14 protein-coding genes are annotated in these 18,120 nt (G+C 62.8%); 7 read left to right on the top strand and 7 right to left on the bottom strand.

Going from position 1 to position 18,120, the window contains the following annotated elements; translation table 11 throughout:
• Window positions 1-48 precede the first annotated feature (48 nt).
• From NKI17_RS07410 to NKI17_RS07395, 4 genes are all read right to left on the bottom strand, one after another.
• Window positions 49-435 (bottom strand): hypothetical protein, encoded by a 387-nt coding sequence (locus NKI17_RS07410; protein ID WP_031212810.1) that lies wholly within the window; start codon window positions 433-435, stop codon window positions 49-51.
• 473 nt (window positions 436-908) lie between these two features.
• A protein-coding gene (gene prfB / locus NKI17_RS07405; RefSeq protein WP_156948021.1) for a peptide chain release factor 2 occupies window positions 909-2,040 on the bottom strand; the annotation gives its coding sequence in 2 pieces (ribosomal slippage) (window positions 909-1,973 and window positions 1,975-2,040; 1,131 coding nt in all).
• A 167-nt stretch (window positions 2,041-2,207) separates the two neighbouring features.
• Entirely contained in the window at window positions 2,208-4,664 is a 2,457-nt protein-coding gene (locus NKI17_RS07400) for a penicillin-binding protein 1A (RefSeq protein WP_352457450.1), read from the bottom strand.
• 214 nt (window positions 4,665-4,878) lie between these two features.
• Window positions 4,879-6,141, bottom strand: coding sequence for an N-acetylmuramoyl-L-alanine amidase (locus NKI17_RS07395; RefSeq protein ID WP_352905569.1), 1,263 nt, complete (start codon window positions 6,139-6,141; stop codon window positions 4,879-4,881).
• A gap of 666 nt (window positions 6,142-6,807) precedes the next feature.
• On the opposite strand from NKI17_RS07395, the gene NKI17_RS07390 reads away from it, so the two are divergent.
• Window positions 6,808-9,789 (top strand): Rne/Rng family ribonuclease, encoded by a 2,982-nt coding sequence (locus tag NKI17_RS07390; protein ID WP_352905568.1) that lies wholly within the window; start codon window positions 6,808-6,810, stop codon window positions 9,787-9,789.
• A 198-nt stretch (window positions 9,790-9,987) separates the two neighbouring features.
• On the opposite strand, the gene NKI17_RS07385 is transcribed toward NKI17_RS07390, so the two are convergent.
• Together NKI17_RS07385 and NKI17_RS07380 are read right to left on the bottom strand one after the other, a co-directional pair.
• On the bottom strand, window positions 9,988-10,935 hold the full coding sequence (locus NKI17_RS07385; RefSeq protein WP_352905567.1) for a glutaminase: 948 nt from the start codon (window positions 10,933-10,935) through the stop codon (window positions 9,988-9,990).
• Window positions 10,936-10,946: 11 nt separating this feature from the next.
• Entirely contained in the window at window positions 10,947-12,095 is a 1,149-nt protein-coding gene (locus NKI17_RS07380) for a pyridoxal phosphate-dependent aminotransferase (RefSeq protein WP_352570910.1), read from the bottom strand.
• Window positions 12,096-12,240: 145 nt separating this feature from the next.
• On the opposite strand from NKI17_RS07380, the gene NKI17_RS07375 reads away from it, so the two are divergent.
• The 6 genes from NKI17_RS07375 (at window position 12,241) to aat (ending at window position 17,588) form a co-directional block, all read left to right on the top strand.
• Window positions 12,241-13,635 carry a M48 family metalloprotease gene (locus NKI17_RS07375; RefSeq protein ID WP_352472763.1) on the top strand — a complete coding sequence of 465 codons (1,395 nt, stop codon included), beginning with the start codon at window positions 12,241-12,243 and terminating at the stop codon, window positions 13,633-13,635.
• A 70-nt stretch (window positions 13,636-13,705) separates the two neighbouring features.
• A complete protein-coding gene (locus NKI17_RS07370) occupies window positions 13,706-14,509 on the top strand; it encodes a DsbA family protein (protein ID WP_352451092.1) in 804 nt (267 codons plus the stop codon).
• A gap of 163 nt (window positions 14,510-14,672) precedes the next feature.
• Window positions 14,673-15,107: a type II 3-dehydroquinate dehydratase gene (gene aroQ, locus NKI17_RS07365; RefSeq protein ID WP_031211260.1), complete on the top strand. Its 435-nt coding sequence runs from the start codon at window positions 14,673-14,675 to the stop codon at window positions 15,105-15,107.
• Window positions 15,108-15,133: 26 nt separating this feature from the next.
• On the top strand, window positions 15,134-15,592 hold the full coding sequence (gene accB, locus NKI17_RS07360) for an acetyl-CoA carboxylase biotin carboxyl carrier protein (protein ID WP_352570908.1): 459 nt from the start codon (window positions 15,134-15,136) through the stop codon (window positions 15,590-15,592).
• 19 nt (window positions 15,593-15,611) lie between these two features.
• The gene (gene accC / locus NKI17_RS07355) at window positions 15,612-16,955 is read left to right on the top strand and encodes an acetyl-CoA carboxylase biotin carboxylase subunit (protein WP_023674822.1); all 1,344 of its coding nucleotides are present in this window, start codon (window positions 15,612-15,614) and stop codon (window positions 16,953-16,955) included.
• Window positions 16,956-16,970: 15 nt separating this feature from the next.
• The gene (aat, locus tag NKI17_RS07350; protein WP_023674821.1) at window positions 16,971-17,588 is read left to right on the top strand and encodes a leucyl/phenylalanyl-tRNA--protein transferase; all 618 of its coding nucleotides are present in this window, start codon (window positions 16,971-16,973) and stop codon (window positions 17,586-17,588) included.
• A gap of 83 nt (window positions 17,589-17,671) precedes the next feature.
• Here the strand turns inward: aat and NKI17_RS07345 are convergent, their stop codons facing one another.
• Window positions 17,672-18,040 carry a hypothetical protein gene (locus NKI17_RS07345; protein WP_352593854.1) on the bottom strand — a complete coding sequence of 123 codons (369 nt, stop codon included), beginning with the start codon at window positions 18,038-18,040 and terminating at the stop codon, window positions 17,672-17,674.
• Window positions 18,041-18,120 lie beyond the last annotated feature (80 nt).

Below are 18,120 nucleotides of genomic sequence, written 5' to 3'. Positions count from 1 at the left end.
CTGCACACGCTCGGGTCAGCCCGTGGGCAAGCTTTTGGGCGTCATGCGCTAGTAGGACGATGGGGGCACGAACAGGCAGATGGTCTTTCCGTCATTGGCACCGGCAACGGAGCACCAATGATATTCGCCGTCGGGCGAATTCTTGATCCGCTTGTCGCTATAGGCCACGACTTCCCCGGTTCCTTTGATGACATAGCCCTCGGGACGTTCGCTGATCGATGTCTGAGAGACCTCGCGGCAATCATAGCCCGAGCAGCAGGAGAACGGATAGCTCCAGCCTTGCGGCATTGCCGCGGTCGGCTTGGCATCATGCGCCAGAGCAGGCGCCGCAAATGGAATGGCGGCAGCAATCAAAACCACTGCCGCGACAAGTGAATTCAGGAGTCGGCGCGCCGTGCGGGCGACTGGGGCCGGTCTGGTTGTGAGAGCAGGCATGAGCGCAGTTCCTATCAACGGTTGTCAAGCATTTCGCTTGCCCGTTCCCGGAACGTGTCTTCCCAGTGGCCGGATCGTCAGGTCGCAGATACGCCGCGTCCGGCCATAAATGCTTTTTTCCTCCCCAGCGCATGAATGCTGGGCTGATTCCTTGGTTGGCGCAAGGAATTGCTGTCGCAACCGAACGCCGACCTCTGCAGCCGGAACCAACCTGCCGTCCTGATTGACGAAACCTGATCAACCCCGGCAGCGGGATCGCCAATAACGGGATTTGGCTCGCGCTGGTTCCAGGCTTGGCACCGGCAGGCCCGAGGCATCCGCGTCAAAAGCCGAAATCGATTTTGAAAAACTCTACGAAAAACAAAGTTGTAGAACGACAGGTAGGTGCAAATTGAGAGCTCGTCACTCTCGCACGATGGCCGTAACTCTCGCGTGATGAACCCACATTCCTGCCGGATTGGTGCCCGGCGGCCTCAGTCGATATCGGCCACCGTTTCGCCGGCGCCACCCTCGATCCGCTGCGACAGCGAGGCTTCCATGAAATCATCGAGGTCGCCGTCGAGCACGCTCGACGGGCTGGTGCTCTCGACACCGGTGCGCAGATCTTTCACCAACTGATAGGGCTGCAGCACGTAGGACCGTATCTGGTGGCCCCAGCCGATATCGCTCTTCGACGCTTCGGTGGCGTTCGCCACAGCTTCGCGCTTCTTCAGCTCTTCCTCGTAAAGCCGCGAGCGCAGCATTTCCCAGGCCTTGGCCTTGTTCTTGTGCTGGGAGCGCTCGGCCTGGCAGGCAACCGCGATGCCGGTGGCGAGATGGGTTATGCGCACGGCCGAATCGGTGGTGTTGACGTGCTGGCCGCCCGATCCCGACGACCGATACGTGTCGATACGGACGTCGGATTCGGAAACGTCGATGTCGATCGTATCGTCGATGACGGGATAGACCCAGACGCTGGCGAAGGAGGTGTGGCGGCGCGCATTGCTGTCATACGGCGAAATGCGCACGAGACGATGCACGCCGGATTCCGTCTTCAGCCAGCCGTAGGCGTTGTGGCCCTTGATCAGCAGCGTGGCGGACTTGATGCCGGCTTCTTCACCGTCATGCACTTCCAGCACTTCGACCTTGAAGCGGCGGCGCTCGGCCCAGCGCGTATACATGCGCAGAAGCATCGAGGCCCAGTCCTGGCTTTCGGTGCCGCCGGCGCCGGCATGAACTTCCAGATAGCTATCGTTGGCGTCCGCCTCGCCCGACAACAGCGTTTCGATCTGGCGCGCCTTGGCCTCGCCGCGCATCGAGCGGATCGCCGCCTCGGCCTCCGCAACGACGCCCTCGTCGCCCTCTTCCTCGCCAAGCTCGATCAGGCCGATATTGTCTTCCAAGGCCTGGGTGAGGCCTTTGACCGCGGCAATACCTTCCTCGAGGCCCTGACGCTCGCGCATCAGCTTTTGCGCTTCCAACGGCTCGTTCCAGAGGCTCGAATCCTCGGCACGGACGTTCAGGTACTCAAGCCGCTTTATGGCTTGGTCCCAGTCAAAGATGCCTCCTCAGCAGGGTGATCGCCTGCCTGATCTCGTCGACAATGTTTTGCGTTTCCGCGCGCATGGCTGGCTGTTCTGTCCTGTTGCTGGATGGCGGTTTGGTGGCGCGATACATAGGGACGGCACAGTCTCCTGTAAAGCGCCGGCCCCTGTAATGTACCGGCCCCTGTAAAGCGGAATGGACCGGCTCGACCATCATCGTCAAGCCGGCCCGACCCGATGTAGCGATTGTCAGTAGAGCCCGCCGCCGCCCGACTGGATGGCCTGGTTGGCCTGCGGCGACAGCGCCCCGCCGGTGGCGTTGGAGCCGTCCGCACCCATGCCGATCACCCAGTAGCTGTCGGCGGGACCGGTACCCGGTTTGAAGGCTTCGATGATGGTTCCGGCGTCGCCCGCGTTGGCTCGCATGCCGGTCTTGCGATTGATCGCAATCAGCTTCATGCCTTCCGGAACCTTGAAGTCGACATTGGGCGTGCCATCCAGCGCCACGCGCATGAAATCCTTGAAGATCGGCGCGGCAAGGCCGCCGCCGGTCGCGCCCTTGCCAAGACCTTTCGGCTGATCGTAGCCCATATAGAGGCCGACAACGAGGTTCGGCGTATAGCCGATGAACCAGGCATCCTTTTCGTCGTTGGTCGTTCCGGTCTTGCCGGCGATGTGACGGCCAAGCTCGTTGATGGTGGCGCCGGTACCGCGTTGCACGACGCCCTCCATCATCGATGTGATCTGGTAGGCGGTCATCGGATCGAGCACCTGCTCGGAGTTGTCGACCAGCTCCGGCTCTGGCTGGTCCTGCCACTCGGCGGCATTGCAGTTCGAGCAGCCGCGTTCGTCCTGCCTAAAGACGGTCTTGCCGTAGCGATCCTGGATGCGGTCGATCAGCGACGGCTTGATCGACTTGCCGCCATTGGCCATGATCGAATAGGCCGACACCATGCGCATCACCGTCGTCTCGCCGGATCCCAGCGCCATCGGCAGATACGGCGCCAGGTGGTCGTAGACGCCGAAACGCTCGGCATATTCCACGACCAGCTTCATGCCCATGTCGTTGGCAAGCCGCACCGTCATCAGATTGCGCGATTTCTCGATGCCGGAGCGCAACGTCGCCGGGCCGGCCACCGTTCCGTCGTAGTTCTTGGGCGTCCAGGTCGTGTTGCCGCTCTGGATGGTGATCGGCCCGTCCATGATCACGGAGGCGGGGGTATAGCCATTGTCGAGGGCGGCCGAATAGACGATCGGCTTGAACGACGATCCCGGCTGGCGCATGGCCTGCGTCGCCCGGTTGAACTCCGATTGCGCGTAGGAGAAACCGCCGACCATGGCCAGGACGCGTCCGGTATGCGGGTCCATGGCGATCAGGCCGCCTTCCACTTCGGGAACCTGGCGCAAGCTGTAGCTGTTGTCCGAGCCGTCGTTCTTCTGCACGAAAATCACGTCGCCCGGCTTCAACACGTCGGCGGGCGACTTCGCCTTGACGGTCCTGCCGTCGACCACGTGGCGCATGGCGAAGCTCATGTCTTCCTTGCTGACAGTGCCTTCGACGCGGTCCTTGACGATTTCGCCGGAGATCTGGCGCGTCGGCTGCAGGCCGATGGACAGGCCGGTGGCCGAGCTGTCGAGCACGACGGCGAGCGACCATTCCGGCACGTCCTCCAACCGCTTGACGTTGCCCAGCGGCACGCCCCAGTCGCCGGAAACGTCGATGCTCGTGACCGGCCCGCGGTAGCCGCGCAGCGTGTCGAACTTCATAAGTCCGTTCTGCATGGCCTTGCGGGCAATCAGCTGCATCTTCGGATCGAGCGTCGTGCGGACGGAAAGGCCGCCCTCGTAGAGCGCATTCTCGCCATAGCGCGCGATGATCTGGCGACGCACTTCCTCGGTGAAATACTCCCCGGCGAAGAGATAGTTGCCGGTGCGGCGCGGCGTGACGCCGAGCGGCTCGGCCTTGGCCTTCTCGCCTTCCTCATGCGTGACGTAACCGTTCTCGACCATCTGGTCGATCACCCAGTTGCGGCGCTCCAAGGCGCGATCGGCATGCTTGAAGGGATGGTAGTTGTTCGGCCCCTTCGGCAGAGAGGCGAGATAGGCGGCTTCGGCCACGGTGAGCTCGTTCACCGATTTGTCGAAATAGGTTAGCGCAGCACCGGCGACGCCATAGGCGCCGAAGCCGAAGAAAATCTCGTTGAGATAGAGCTCGAGAATGCGATCCTTTGAGTAGGCCTGCTCGATGCGGAAGGCGAGGATCATCTCCTTGATCTTGCGCTCGTAGGTCTGGTCTGAAGACAACAGGAAGTTCTTCGCCACCTGCTGGGTGATGGTCGAGGCGCCGACCTGGCGCTTTCCCGAGCCAACATTCTGCAGGTTGACGACAATGGCCCGGCCAAGGCCGGTCACGTCGATGCCGGGGTGATTGTAAAAGTTCTTGTCCTCGGCCGACAGGAAGGCCGCCTTGACACGATCCGGGATCGCCTGAATCGGCAGATAAAGCCGCCGCTCACGCGCATATTCGGCCATCAGCGCGCCATCCGACGCGTGGATGCGGGTCGTCACCGGCGGCTCGTATTTGGCCAGCACCTCGTAATCGGGCAGGTCCTTCGACAAATGGCCGATATAGATCGCCACGCCCGCCGCGACCAAAAGGGCCAGCGTCGTGCCGATGCCGAAGAAATAGCCAATGAGACGAATCATACCCGCTCCAGTCCTTGGTTCGGGAATTTCCTAAACGAAGCCGCCCTTCGCGCAAGCTTTCGGGACGATCCCAAACCGTAATCGCAAAACCCATGTCGCGACCATGTGGGCAAAATACGGCAGCGTGGAATTTCGGTTTCGAATGCCGGAAATAAAAGCACAGGGTGTTGTCGCCGTGCAACGCTGCTTCAGGTTGTGGGCGCCGGCGGACATTTCAGCCTCCGGCCCCCGTTCCGCTCTTGGCCGAAGCAAATAGGGCAACGGCGTTGGTTATGCTCTGGGTCGCCTTGTTGCGCCAATCGGCGCTGAGCAATTGCGCTTCGTCCTTGGCGTTCGACAGATAGCCGAGTTCGACCAGCACGGATGGAACGTCCGGCGCTTTCAGCACCTTGAAGCCGGCAGAACGCTGCGGGTTGTTGATCAGACCGACGCTGGTGGAAAGCTGTCCGACGAGAGTATGGGCGAAGCTCATCGAAAAATTATGCGTCTCGCGGCGGATCAGGTCGATCAGGATATCGGTCACTTCCTTGCTGTCGTCCTTGATCTCCATGCCGGCGAACTGGTCGGAAAGATTTTCACGGTCGGCAAGCGCCTGCGCCTCGGGATCGGAAGCCTTGTCGGACACGGTGTAGACCGTTGCGCCGCGAATGCCCTTGAGGCTGATCGTGTCGGCATGGATCGAGATGAGCAGGTCGGCCTCATGCTGGCGGGCAATGCGCACGCGGTCGTCGAGCCGCAGGAACACGTCGGTCTCACGTGTCAGGAACACGTCGTATTTGCCGCCGGCGGCGAGCTTGTCGCGCAGTTCCATGGCGAAGGCGAGCGTCACGTTCTTCTCGACCGTCCCGTTCAGGCCCTCGGCGCCGCCGTCGATGCCGCCATGGCCGGGATCGATGACGACGGTGAAACGATGGCCCGGATTGGAGACCGGCCCGGTACCGACCCTGCCGGCCTTGTCGGCGGAGACCGTCGAACCGGTGGTCAGCGCCTGATTGGCGAGCGCTGCGTCGAATTCCCGCTGCGAGGCCGCCGACATGTCGATGGCGATGCGGTAGCCGTTGCCGTCATCGTTCTTGAGCACGTCGAGATTGTCGACGGCGAACGGTCCCTTGCCGGTGAGAATCAGCCGCGATTTCCCCTCGCCGAGTCCGCCGTAACGCACGGCGCGGACAAGCCCGCGCGGCTTCATATCCTTGGCATTGAGGGCGAATCTCGTGGCCGGGAGATCGATGACCAGGCGATTGGGGCCGCGCAGCAGGAACCATTTCATGTCGGGCTCGCGGTCGAAATTGATGACGATACGCATCTTGGTGGCATCGCCGGCCATCTTGTAGCTTATGGCACCGAGCGGTGCGTCGGCAGCACGCGAAAGCGGCGAAAAGACCAGGCAAGCCAGGATCAGCGGCAGCAGGCAGGCGGTGCGGAAGAACCAGCCTCCATGATGACGGCCCTTGTCTGCGAAGCCTGCCAGTCCCATCTTTCTACCAATCGCTCCCGTTGGCGTCATGCCCGATCGCTTGTCGAAGTGCCCTATTGCTTGTCAAAGTGCTGGCAGGCCGCGAACTCGATTAACGATTGGTATCCAGAGAAGGTTAACCAAGCCTTTTCATGGAAGGCTTGGAACCGGGGCTTCCGCTGCGGAACGGCTTTTTGCCGGCATCGGGAATCGGGGTTGCCTTCCAACCCGCCAAATCATAAAAGCGATGGTGGATCACTGCAATCCTGGAACCGTCCTCCTCCGCAGCTTCCTGCTACAGGTCAGACGCAAGACGGTTCCTTTCGCTTCAGGCGAAGAAGGCATCGGTGATCGCGACGATTTTCGCAGGCGTGCTCCCGTGGCGGGGGAATCGCCTGCGTGAGCAAAACGGCCGGGATTGTCCCGTGCCGGCTCTGTATGAGCAAACAAGCTGGTCCGGTTTTTTCCGGGCTTTGGTTCAAAAGGTTCTGCTGGTGACGATGGCTTCAAGCGCAATCATGGAAAGGTCCGCAACAAACCGCGCCACTACGGCTGCGGGCGGCACCGCCATGGCGCTCAGGCAGCGGCCGGTGGACGTTCAATTGTCCGGCACCCATGTTCCAGGTCCACGGCAGCGGGCAGTGTCCTGCAAGCTGCGGCCGACGGCTGCCGGGAGGAAACGAAATAATGCCCAACAAAATGCTGATAGACGCCTCCCACCCGGAGGAAACACGCGTTGTCGTCGTTCGCGGTAACCGTATTGAAGAATTCGACTTTGAATCCCAGGACAAGAAGCAGCTCAAAGGAAACATCTATCTCGCCCGCGTAACGCGCGTCGAACCTTCCCTCCAGGCAGCCTTTGTCGAATATGGCGGCAACCGTCACGGTTTCCTCGCCTTCAGTGAAATACATCCCGACTACTACCAGATTCCGGTCGCCGACCGTCAGGCGCTGCTGCGTGCGGAAGCACAGGAAGCCCAGGACGAAGAGGACGAGGAAGCCGAAGGCGAGGACCGCCAGAGCCGCGACCGTGGCAAGCGCGGACGCCGGCGCGGCGGCAAGAGCCGCGACCGCGGCGAGCACAGGCGCGAGGCAGGCGCGGCCGACGGTGAGAATGGCGAGAACGGCGAAGATGCCGTCGCAGAAAAGCTGGATGCCGTTGCCGACAACACCACGTCCGACACTGCCGGACAGAGCGAGGATGCCGCTGGACAGATTGAAGAAGTCGCGCATAGCGGCGAGACCGAGCCTTCCGAAGGCGGATCGAGTTCCATCGCTGCCAGCGTCGATGCCGACGTAATCTCCGAAGCCGTCCCACAAGTCGAGACAAGCGGGGCCGAGACAAGCGGCGAAGCGACGTCCGAAGACAATGATCGCGGCATGCTGGAGGAGGTGCAATCCTCGCATCCGGACGATCACGAGATCGAATCGGTCGGCGCTGAAGACGCGCTCGAAGAAGTGCGCAACCGCCGCAAGCCGGTGCGCCGCCAGTACAAGATTCAGGAAGTGATCAAGCGCCGGCAGATCCTGCTGGTACAGGTCGTCAAGGAAGAGCGCGGCAACAAGGGTGCAGCGCTGACCACCTACCTGTCGCTGGCCGGCCGCTATTCGGTGCTGATGCCGAACACGGCACGCGGCGGCGGTATTTCGCGCAAGATCACCAATGCGCAGGACCGCAAGCGGCTGAAGGAAGTGGTCGCCGATCTCGAAGTGCCGCAAGGCATGGGTGTCATCCTGCGTACGGCCGGCGAAAGCCGCACCAAGGCAGAGATCAAGCGCGACTACGAATATTTGATGCGACTTTGGGAAAATGTTCGCAATCTGACGCTGCAATCGACGGCCCCTGCCCTGGTATATGAGGAAGGCAGCCTGATCAAGCGCTCGGTGCGCGACCTCTACAACAAGGATATCGACGAGATCCTGGTTTCCGGCGAAGAAGGCTACCGTGAAGCCAAGGACTTCATGCGCATGCTGATGCCGAGCCACGCCAAGGTGGTTCAGCCGTTCCGCGACACGACGCCAATCTTTGTGCGCAACGGCATCGAAGCGCAGCTCGACCGCATGCTGCAGCCGCAGGTGACGCTGAAGAGCGGCGGCTACATCATCATCAACCAGACGGAAGCGCTGGTCGCCATCGACGTCAATTCGGGCCGTTCCACCAAGGAGCACTCGATCGAGGACACCGCACTTCACACCAATCTGGAAGCCGCCGAGGAAGTCGCCCGGCAATTGAGGCTGCGCGATCTCGCCGGCCTCATCGTCATCGACTTCATCGATATGGAGGAGAACCGCAACAACCGCTCCGTCGAGAAGCGGCTGAAGGATCACCTCAAGAACGATCGTGCCCGCATCCAGGTCGGCCGCATCTCGCATTTCGGCCTGATGGAGATGTCGCGCCAGCGCATCCGTGCCAGCGTGCTGGAATCGACCATGAAGCCTTGCCCGCATTGCGGCGGCACCGGCCATGTGCGCTCCGATTCGTCGGTCGCGCTGATGGTGGTGCGGGCAATCGAGGAATTCCTGCTCAAGGATTCGCGCAGCCACATCACGGTGCGGACGCCGGCGGCGACCGCGCTCTATGTGCTCAATCACAAGCGCGGCACGCTGGTGGAATTCGAGCACCGCTTCGGCGTGACCATCACCATCGAAGCCGATGACGCGGTCGGTGCACAACACTATGCCATCTTCCGCGGCGCGCTGGCCGAAAAGCCGGAAGGCTTTGTCGAGGCGCGCACGTTCCCGGCCTATGTCGAGCCGGAAGAACCCGAGGACGAGATCGTCATCGAAGAGGAAGACGAGGCACCGGTGCAGGCCGAGCAGCCACGCCCTGCCCAGCAGCCGCAGCAGCCAAGGTCCGGCGAGGACGGCGAAGGCCGCGATCGCAAGCGCCGCAAGCGCCGCAGACGGCGCGGCGGCAAGGATCGTGAACACGGGGATCGTGAACACGGGGAACGTGAACACGCCGATCGCGAGCATGGCGCTGCTGTGGAAGGTGCTTCCGTTTCGGCGCCGATAGACGATGCCTTCGTAGCCGCCGGCGATCAAGGCGCCGAAGCGGAACGTGAAACGCCGGCCGGTGTTGCCGAAACGGCGGAAGCGGCGGACGACGGTCACGGCAAGAAGCGCCGGCGCGGCAAGCGCGGCGGCAAGCGCAATCGCCGTGAGGACGGCGAGGACGGCTTGGAAGCTGCCCCCGGCGAGCCCACCGCCATGACGGAAGGTGCCGTGTCGGAAGCAGAGCCCGTAATCGGCGAGCCGGAAGGTGCGCCGCCGGCCGAAGAGCTTGCGGTGCTTGCTCCGGCGAACGACGACATGCCGAGCGCCGAAAAGCCGAAGAAGCCGCGCCGTGCCGCCAAGCCGAAGAAGGTTGCGGCGGAAGCAGTTGCCGAGATTGCGGGCGCCGAGACATCGGCTGCCGAGGCCGCCTCCGTGGCTTCCGGCGAGACCGCTGCGCCGGCTTCGCAGGAGACCGAAGCGGCGGCTGCCGAGGAAACGCCGAAGGTCCGGCCGTCGCGGCGCAAGCCCGTACCGGTGGATGCTCCGGTCGTGCCGGTCGTCTCCTCGATCGTCCCGGACGAGGCAAAGACCGACGAGGCAAAGACCGAGGAAGCAAAGGCCGAGGACAAGCCGAAGCGTGCCGGCTGGTGGCAACGGAAGGGCTTTTTCTAAGCCTTTCCGTGCATTAGCCAGACTTTCTGATTAAAAAAATCCCGCGCTGCCGATCGGCTGCGCGGGATTTTTTTGCCCCAATTCAGGCGACAGGCACCAGAGCGGAATGCATTCAAATTGAATGGGGCATTCCGCTCTAACTGTTTGTTTTGCCGCATTTGTGCGGACGCCAAATGATTCCATTTGGCTGCAAAATGCTTATGGCGCGAAGATCGACCAGTTCATCGTCTTCGCCAATTTTTCCAGCGCGATCGACCCCAGCCTCGAATTGCCATTGGCATTGAGGCCAGGGGACCAGACGGCAAGCGAGGTGACGCCCGGCACGATCCCCAATATGCCGCCGCCAACGCCGCTCTTGCCGGGAATGCCGACGCGGAAAGCGAAGTCGCCGGAGCCGTCATAGTGGCCGCAGGTCAGCATCATCGCGCCGATGCGGCGGGCGCGCTCTGCCGAGACGACGGAATGCCCGGTCGCCGGGTTCTTGCCGCCATTGGCAAGGAAGCGGCCGGCCAGGGCCAGTTGCCGGCAGCTCATGGCGATAGCGCAATGGTGGAAATAGACGCCCAGCGCCAGCTCCGGCGCGTGATTGAGATTACCGAACGATTTCATGTAATTGGCAAGTGCGAAATTGCGAAAGCCGGTGGCGCGTTCGGACGCCGCGACCTCGCGGTCGATGATGATGGTGTCGTCATCGGCCAGGAACTGGATGAAGCGCAGGATCTCGCCGATCGCCTCGCGCGGCTGATGGCCGGCAAGCAGGATGTCCGAGACCACGATGGCGCCGGCATTGATGAATGGATTGCGCGGAATGCCGTTCTCGTGCTCGAGCTGGACGATCGAGTTGAACGGATTGCCCGAAGGTTCGCGCCCAACCCGCTGCCACAGCGCGTCGCCGACATTGCCGAGCGCCAGCGTCAGCGTGAACACCTTTGAGATGCTCTGGATCGAAAACGCCTCGTCGGCATCGCCCGCGGTCAGCATGCGGCCGTCATTGGTCACCGCGGCAATGCCGAATTTTTTCGGATCAATCTTGCCGAGCTGGGGGATATAGCTGGCGACGTCGCCGCGATCGGTACGCTCCGCCATTTCGGCAGCGACCTCGCGCAACGCATGTTCGAGTTGGGGCGCCTGTTCAAGCTCCGGCATCGTCGCCCCCGCTACTTCAGCCAGCGTTCGATACGCGCCATCGCCTCGACCATGTCGTCGTGGCTGCCGGCATAGGAAAAGCGCATCGTGCGATGGCCCTGCAGCGGATCGAAATCGCGGCCCGGCGTCGCAGCCACATGCGCCTCGGCAAGCATCCGGCGCGCAAACGCCATGCTGTCATTGGTGTGCCTGGTGACGTCGCAGAAGGCGTAGAACGCGCCGTCCATGGGCGCGGCCAAAGCAAAGCCGAGCTCCGGCAGGCGTTGCATCAGGAGCTCGCGGTTCCAGGCATAGCGCGCCTTCACCGCTTCCAGCTCTGGCGTCGCCTTGAATGCCTCGATCGCGGCAATCTGGGACAGTTCGGGCGGCGAGATGTAGAGGCTCTGGGCGATGCGCTCGACTGGCCGCACCAGTTCCTGCGGCAGCACCATCCAGCCGATGCGCCAGCCGGTCATGCAATAATATTTCGAGAAGGAATTGATCACCGTCACATCCGCGCCGAAAGAAAGCGCGGTCGTGTCGGGCGCCGCATAGGCCAGCCGGTGATAGATTTCGTCCGACATGACGGCGATGCCGAGCTCTTGCGCCGTCTCGACCAGCGCCTCGAGATCGCCGGCGGGGATGACCGCGCCGGTCGGGTTGGCCGGGCTGGCGAACAGCACGCCCTTCAGCGGTTTTTCGCGATGCGCGGCTTGCAGGTGCTCGGCATGCAGATAGGCGGCGCCGTCCAACTCGATCTCGGCGATGTCGATGCCGAGCGCGGCCATGATGTTGCGATAGGCAGGATAGCCGGGCGCAGCGATGGCGACGCGGTCGCCTGGATCGAACATTGCCAGGAAAGCGAGGTTGAAGGCAGCCGACGATCCGGTGGTGACGGCTATCCGCTCGGGCGAAACGTCAAGCCCGTAGTGCTCGCCATAATGCGCCGCGATCGCCTTGCGCAGGCCGGCGAGGCCCAGCGCGTCGGTATAGCCGATGCGGCCTGCTTTCAAGGCATTGGCCGCCGCTTCGCGAACCCCGGCCGGCGCCGGATCGGAAGGCTGGCCGACGGCCATGGAAACGACCGGCAGGCCCTTGGCTTTCAGCCGATTCGCCTCGGCCAGGATGTCCATGGCATGGAACGGTTCGACCGCGCCGCGGCGCGAAAGCGAAACAACCATTTTTCAATCCACCACACTTGTCCGCACGTGCCGGCCATGCTGGCCGCGCCGCACAAATGCCCGATTGGTGTGGGGATCACAAGTTCGGTAAGTTTAGGCTGCCGACTTTTCATCCTTCGCCCACTCGTCTACCAGTGGACCTGCCATGTTGAGCCGACCCAAATCGACGATCGCCAGGACAGCGCGCGCCCTCGCGACGCTTTCGCTTGCCGCGGTGGTCGCCATGGCCGGCTCGGTCAATGCCTTTGCGCAGAATGTGCCGGTTGTGCGCGATGCCGAGATCGAGGCGCTGGTGCGCGATTACGCGCGGCCGATCTTCAAGGCGGCGGGCTTGTCGGGCGACGCCATCAACATCGTGCTGGTCAACGACCAGAGCTTCAACGCCTTTGTTGCCGGCCGCCGCCTGTTCATCAACACCGGCGCGCTGATGACGGCCGAAACGCCCAACGAGATCATTGGCGTCATTGCCCACGAGGCCGGCCATATCGCCGGCGGACACCAGCAGAAATTGCGAGAACAGCTCGAGCGCGCCAAGACGATGGCGATCCTGGCGACGCTGCTTGGCGCCGGCGCCATGGTGGCCGGCGCCACCAGCAACAGCCGCGGTCTCGCCGGCGCCGGCATGGGCGTGGTGGCCGGCGGCGGCGAGATGGCGCAACGCAGTATCCTCGCTTATCAGCGCACCGAAGAGATGACCGCCGACCGTTCGGCGATCACCTATCTCAATGCAACCGGCCAGTCCGGCATGGGCATGCTGAAGACGTTTGGCCGCTTCCAGAACGCATTGTCGCTCTCGGGCGCGCAAGTCGATCCCTACAGGATCAGCCATCCGATGCCGCAGGAGCGTATCGCCAATCTCGAAGTGCTGGTGAAGCAGAGCCCTTACGTCGACAAGGTCGACCCGCCGGCACTGCAGCAGCGCCACGACATGATGCGCATCAAGATCGCCGCCTACATGCAGGGCCAGGCGGCGGCGTCGCGATTGATGCGCAAGAACCCCGGCAGCCTCGCCTCACGCTATGGCGACGCGCAGATGACCTATCTTTTCGGCAATCTGGCGTCGGCGCTCACCAAGACCAACGCGTTGATCAAGGAACAGCCGAAAAATCCCTATTTCCAGGAATTACGTGGCGACATCCTGATGAAGGCGAACCGGCCGAAGGATGCGGCGGACGCCTATGCCAAGTCGGTCAGCCTCGATCCGGCGCGATCGGGGCTGCTGCCGGTCTCTTACGGCCAGGCGCTGATGGCGATCGGCACGCAGGATTCGCTGAAGAAGGCGGTGGCGCAGATCAACACCGGCCTCGGACGGGATCGCGAAAACGCCGCCGGATACCGCTATCTGGCACAGGCTTACGGGGAACTCGGCAACATCCCGGCCGCCGAGCTTGCAACCGCCGAAGGGCATTTCTATTCCGGCGACTACAAGAATGCGAAGATCTTCGCCATGCGGGCCCAGCAGAGCATGAAGCGGGGCGAGCCGGGCTGGCTTCGCGCGCAGGACATTATAAACTACGCACCATCAGGTAAGAAGAAGTGAACCTTTCGGACGCAGGCTGCGACCCAGCCAAAGCGAGCGGACCGGAACACGGGCAAGAGGATCGAGGATCATGACCAAGGCAATTCTGCTGGGCACTACCGGAGTGGCAGCGGCTCTCGCCATGCTGGCGTTCGGCTTCGTCGCCGGCAATCCGCAGACGGCGAAGGCCGGCACGGCACAGCTTGCCCAGACGACGTCCTCAGGTACCAAGCTCGACCGTGCCGAAGTCGAAGGCATCGTCCGCGACTATCTGCTGAAGAACCCGGAAGTGCTTCTGGAAGCCCAGCAGGCACTCGAGGCCAAGCAGAAGGAAGAACAGCGCGTCGCCAGTCTCGGCGTCATCAAAGACGCCAAGGACCAGATCTTCAATTCCTCCTTCGACGGTGTTGTCGGCAATCCGAACGGCAAGGTCACCATCGTCGAATTCTATGATTATAATTGCGGCTACTGCAAACGCGCCATCGACGACATGCGCGCGCTGACCAAGGCCGATCCGGACCTGCGCTTCGTACTCAAGGAGTTCCCGATCCTCGGCCCGGATTCGCAGAAGGCGAGCGTCGTCTCGATGGCCTTCCATTTGATGAAGCCGGAGAAATACGGCGAATTCCACAATGCGCTGCTCGGCGGCCAGGGGCGCGCCACCGAGGCGGCGGCAATCAAGGTGGCGCTGTCGCTCGGCGCCGACGAGGCGGCGCTGCGCGAAAAGATGAAGGACCCGAGCATCACCGAGGCCTTCTCCAAGACCTATGACCTCGCCACCAAGCTCGCCATCACCGGAACGCCGTCCTATGTCGTCGGCAACGAGGTGGTGTTCGGCGCGCTTGGCCAGGAAGTGCTGGCCGAAAAGATCGAGGCGGCGAAGGCCGCGCTCTGATCAGCATTCGGGTTTCGATTAGGCTGCGGGTTTCCGGCACGGGCCGTTTTCCGGCTGTTGTGGACGGCGAAAGAACGCACTTGCGCTCTTTTCGCCAGCGTCTATGCCCATTATAGAGGGTCCGGCGCGCCGGCTTAGCCGCGCCGGGAAAGGTCGGCATATTTTGAAAACGGTTTTCGTCCTGAACGGCCCCAATCTCAACGCGCTCGGCAAGCGCGAGCCGGGCATCTATGGCGGCAAGACGCTTGCCGCGATCGCCGACGACTGCAAGCAGGCAGGTGCCGCACTTGGGCTGGAGATCGATTTCCGCCAATCGAACCATGAGGGCGACCTCGTCGACTGGATCCAGGAGGCCGCCGACAAGGCCGCCGCGATCGTCATTAATCCGGGCGCCTACGGCCATACCTCGATCGCCATTCACGATGCCATCCGCGCTGTCGCGCCGCTGCCGGTCGCTGAGGTGCATCTCTCCAACATCCACGCGCGGGAACCATTCCGCCACGTCTCCATGGTCGCGCCGGTCGCCGTCGGCATGATCTGCGGGTTCGGGCCGCTCGGCTACACGCTGGCGCTGCAGGCGCTGGCTGCACGCCTATGACCGGCCAACAAACAGAAGGCTCGAAAATGTCGATAAAGAAGAACGGTGTTGACCAGCAGCTGATCCGCGATCTGGCGGGCATACTGAACGACACCAACCTGACCGAGATCGAGGTCGAGCTGGGCGATCTGAAGGTGCGCGTCTCGCGGCAGGCCCCGGCCGTCCATGCCGTCGCCACAGCTCAGCCGGCCTTTGCCCCGGCAGCCGCGCAGCCTGCGGCAGCGGCCGCGCCGGCGACGCCCGACGTGTCGAAGAACGCCGTTGCCTCGCCGATGGTCGGCACCGCCTATCTGGCAGCGTCGCCCGACGCCAGGCCGTTCATCGAAATCGGCCAGAAGGTCAAGGAAGGCCAGACGCTGCTGATCATCGAAGCAATGAAGACGATGAACCAGATCCCCTCGCCGCGCGCCGGCACGGTGACGGCGATCCTGTTTGAAGATGCGCAGCCGGTCGAATATGGTATGCCGCTCGTCGTGATCGAGTAGAGCCGGGAACAGGCGAAAGATGTTCCAGAAAATCCTCATCGCCAATCGCGGCGAAATCGCCCTCAGGGTGCTGCGCGCCTGCAAGGAGCTCGGCATCCAGACGGTGGTGGTGCATTCGACCGCCGACGCCGACGCCATGCATGTGCGTCTCGCCGACGAGAGCGTCTGCATCGGCCCGCCGCCGTCGCGCGACAGCTATCTCAACATCCACCAGATCGTCGCCGCCTGCGAGATCACCGGCGCCGACGCGGTGCATCCCGGCTACGGTTTTCTGTCGGAGAACGCCAAGTTCGCCGACATCCTCGCCGCGCACAACATCACCTTCATCGGCCCGACCGGCGACCATATCCGCATCATGGGTGACAAGATCGAGGCCAAGCGTACCGCAAAACGCCTCGGCATTCCCGTGGTGCCCGGCTCCGACGGCGCGGTCACCGAGGACAAGGAAGCCAAGCGCATTGCCGCCGCGATCGGCTACCCCGTGATCATCAAGGCGTCGGCCGGCGGCGGCGGGCGCGGCATGAAAGTGGCGCGTAGCGAGGCCGATCTCGAGGTGGCGCTGCAGACGGCACGCTCGGAGGCGGGTGCGGCCTTCGGCGACGACGCAGTCTATATCGAGAAATATCTGCAGAAGCCGCGCCATATCGAAGTGCAGGTGTTCGGCGACGGCGCCGGGCGCGGCGTGCATTTCGGCGAGCGCGACTGCTCGCTGCAGCGCCGCCACCAGAAGGTCTGGGAAGAAGCGCCCTCGCCGGCGCTCAATGCCGAGGAGCGCGCGCATATTGGCGGCGTCTGCGCCAGGGCGATCGCCGATCTCGGCTATTCCGGCGCCGGCACCATCGAATTCCTCTATGAGGACGGCGAGTTCTATTTCATCGAGATGAACACGCGCCTGCAGGTCGAACATCCGGTGACCGAGGCGATTACCGGCATCGACCTCGTGCACGAGCAGATCCGCGTCGCCTCGGGCGGCGGACTTTCGGTGCGCCAGGAGGACATCCGCTTCCACGGCCATGCCATCGAATGCCGCATCAATGCCGAGGATCCGCGCACCTTCACCCCCTCGCCGGGCACCATCACCCATTTCCACACGCCGGGCGGCCTCGGCATCCGTGTCGATTCCGGCGTCTATTCCGGCTACAAGATCCCGCCCTACTACGACAGCCTGATCGGCAAGCTGATCGTGCATGGCCGCAACCGCGTCGAATGCATGATGCGACTGCGGCGCGCGCTCGACGAATTCGTCGTCGACGGCATCAAGACGACGCTGCCACTGTTTCGCGACCTCGTTGGCAACGCCGACATCGCTAATGGCGACTACGATATCCACTGGCTGGAAAAATACCTGGCCGAAGGCGAGTGACACAGGGGCGAAGCGATGACCCGTCCCTACGCACCCGGTTATCGCATCCCGACCGACCTGTTGCTCAAAGCCTATGCCTCCGGCGTCTTCCCGATGGCCGAAAGCGCCAATGACCCCGAAGTATTCTGGGTGCGGCCGGAGACGCGCGGCATCATTCCGCTCGACGGGTTCCACATACCGAAAAGCCTGAGAAAGACGATCCGCAAGAACCTGTTCGAGTTCCGCATCGATTTCGACTTCGAGGCGACGATCGAGGCCTGCGCCGAAAGGCGCGAGGAACGTCGGTCGACCTGGATCAACGCGCCGATCCGCGAAGCCTATATCGAGCTGCATCGGATGGGCCATTGCCATTCGGTCGAGGCCTGGCACAACGACCGATTGGTCGGGGGGCTCTACGGCGTATCGCTCGGCCGCGTGTTCTTCGGCGAGAGCATGTTCGCCAGGGAGACCGACGCGTCAAAGGCCTGCCTGGTTCACCTCGTCGAACGCCTGAAGGCGCGTGGCTTTGCACTGCTCGATACGCAGTTCACCACCGAGCATCTCAAACGCTTCGGTGCAATCGACGTGCCGCGCGGCAAGTACGAGAAGATGCTGGCCGAGGCGCTGAAGGGCGAGGCCGTGTTTTTTCCATAACCTGGAATGGTTCATCGTTTCACAGAAACGCAATTCCGGACGGAAAGCCGTTCACACTTTCCTGGAATTGCTCTTGCGGCCGGTCAGCCTTTTGCTGCCGTCACCAGCGGCGTCTGTGCGTGGAACATCATCTTCCAGCCATTGACGCGGTGGACATAGCCGGTGCTGACCAGCGCCGCATAGGCTTCGCCATCTTGCCGCGTCGCACGCGCCTCGTAGGTCAGCATGACGATGTCGCTGCCCGGCTCGATGATGCCCTTGAGGTCGATGTCGAGATCGCGCCAGCGGTTCGGGTCCGTGGCAGTTGCGGCCAGATCGGTATTGCTCATCACCCGCGCCATCTGCGGGAAGGCCACCAGGCAGTCGGTATCGGCATTGGCCTTGAAATAGTCGGCACCGCCGCTCCAGAATCCCCTTTCGATGTCGAGAAGTTCGTTCTTGTTGGCCATCATCATGGCAACGTCCTCCGTAGAGAGGCACCAACGCTCGGGCAACGCGGCGGTTCCGCAGGGCGCGGTATCCGCCGCGCACT

This window comes from Mesorhizobium sp. M0816, assembly GCF_040320005.1.
In the GTDB taxonomy this organism is placed as follows: Bacteria; Pseudomonadota; Alphaproteobacteria; order Rhizobiales; family Rhizobiaceae; genus Mesorhizobium.
The sequence above is the reverse complement of the archived record's forward strand: the minus strand, read 5'-3'. Positions and strand labels throughout refer to the sequence as shown.

Excerpts from the sequence above, each read along its gene's own strand:
- NKI17_RS07410 (WP_031212810.1), bottom strand. The coding sequence starts at position 435 with ATGCCTGCTCTCACAACCAGACCGGCCCCAGTCGCCCGCACGGCGCGC.
- NKI17_RS07400 (WP_352457450.1), bottom strand. The coding sequence starts at position 4,664 with ATGATTCGTCTCATTGGCTATTTCTTCGGCATCGGCACGACGCTGGCC.
- NKI17_RS07395 (WP_352905569.1), bottom strand. The coding sequence starts at position 6,141 with ATGGGACTGGCAGGCTTCGCAGACAAGGGCCGTCATCATGGAGGCTGG.
- NKI17_RS07390 (WP_352905568.1), top strand. The coding sequence starts at position 6,808 with ATGCCCAACAAAATGCTGATAGACGCCTCCCACCCGGAGGAAACACGC.
- NKI17_RS07385 (WP_352905567.1), bottom strand. The coding sequence starts at position 10,935 with ATGCCGGAGCTTGAACAGGCGCCCCAACTCGAACATGCGTTGCGCGAG.
- NKI17_RS07380 (WP_352570910.1), bottom strand. The coding sequence starts at position 12,095 with ATGGTTGTTTCGCTTTCGCGCCGCGGCGCGGTCGAACCGTTCCATGCC.
- NKI17_RS07375 (WP_352472763.1), top strand. The coding sequence starts at position 12,241 with ATGTTGAGCCGACCCAAATCGACGATCGCCAGGACAGCGCGCGCCCTC.
- NKI17_RS07370 (WP_352451092.1), top strand. The coding sequence starts at position 13,706 with ATGACCAAGGCAATTCTGCTGGGCACTACCGGAGTGGCAGCGGCTCTC.
- accB (WP_352570908.1), top strand. The coding sequence starts at position 15,134 with ATGTCGATAAAGAAGAACGGTGTTGACCAGCAGCTGATCCGCGATCTG.
- accC (WP_023674822.1), top strand. The coding sequence starts at position 15,612 with ATGTTCCAGAAAATCCTCATCGCCAATCGCGGCGAAATCGCCCTCAGG.
- aat (WP_023674821.1), top strand. The coding sequence starts at position 16,971 with ATGACCCGTCCCTACGCACCCGGTTATCGCATCCCGACCGACCTGTTG.
- NKI17_RS07345 (WP_352593854.1), bottom strand. The coding sequence starts at position 18,040 with ATGATGGCCAACAAGAACGAACTTCTCGACATCGAAAGGGGATTCTGG.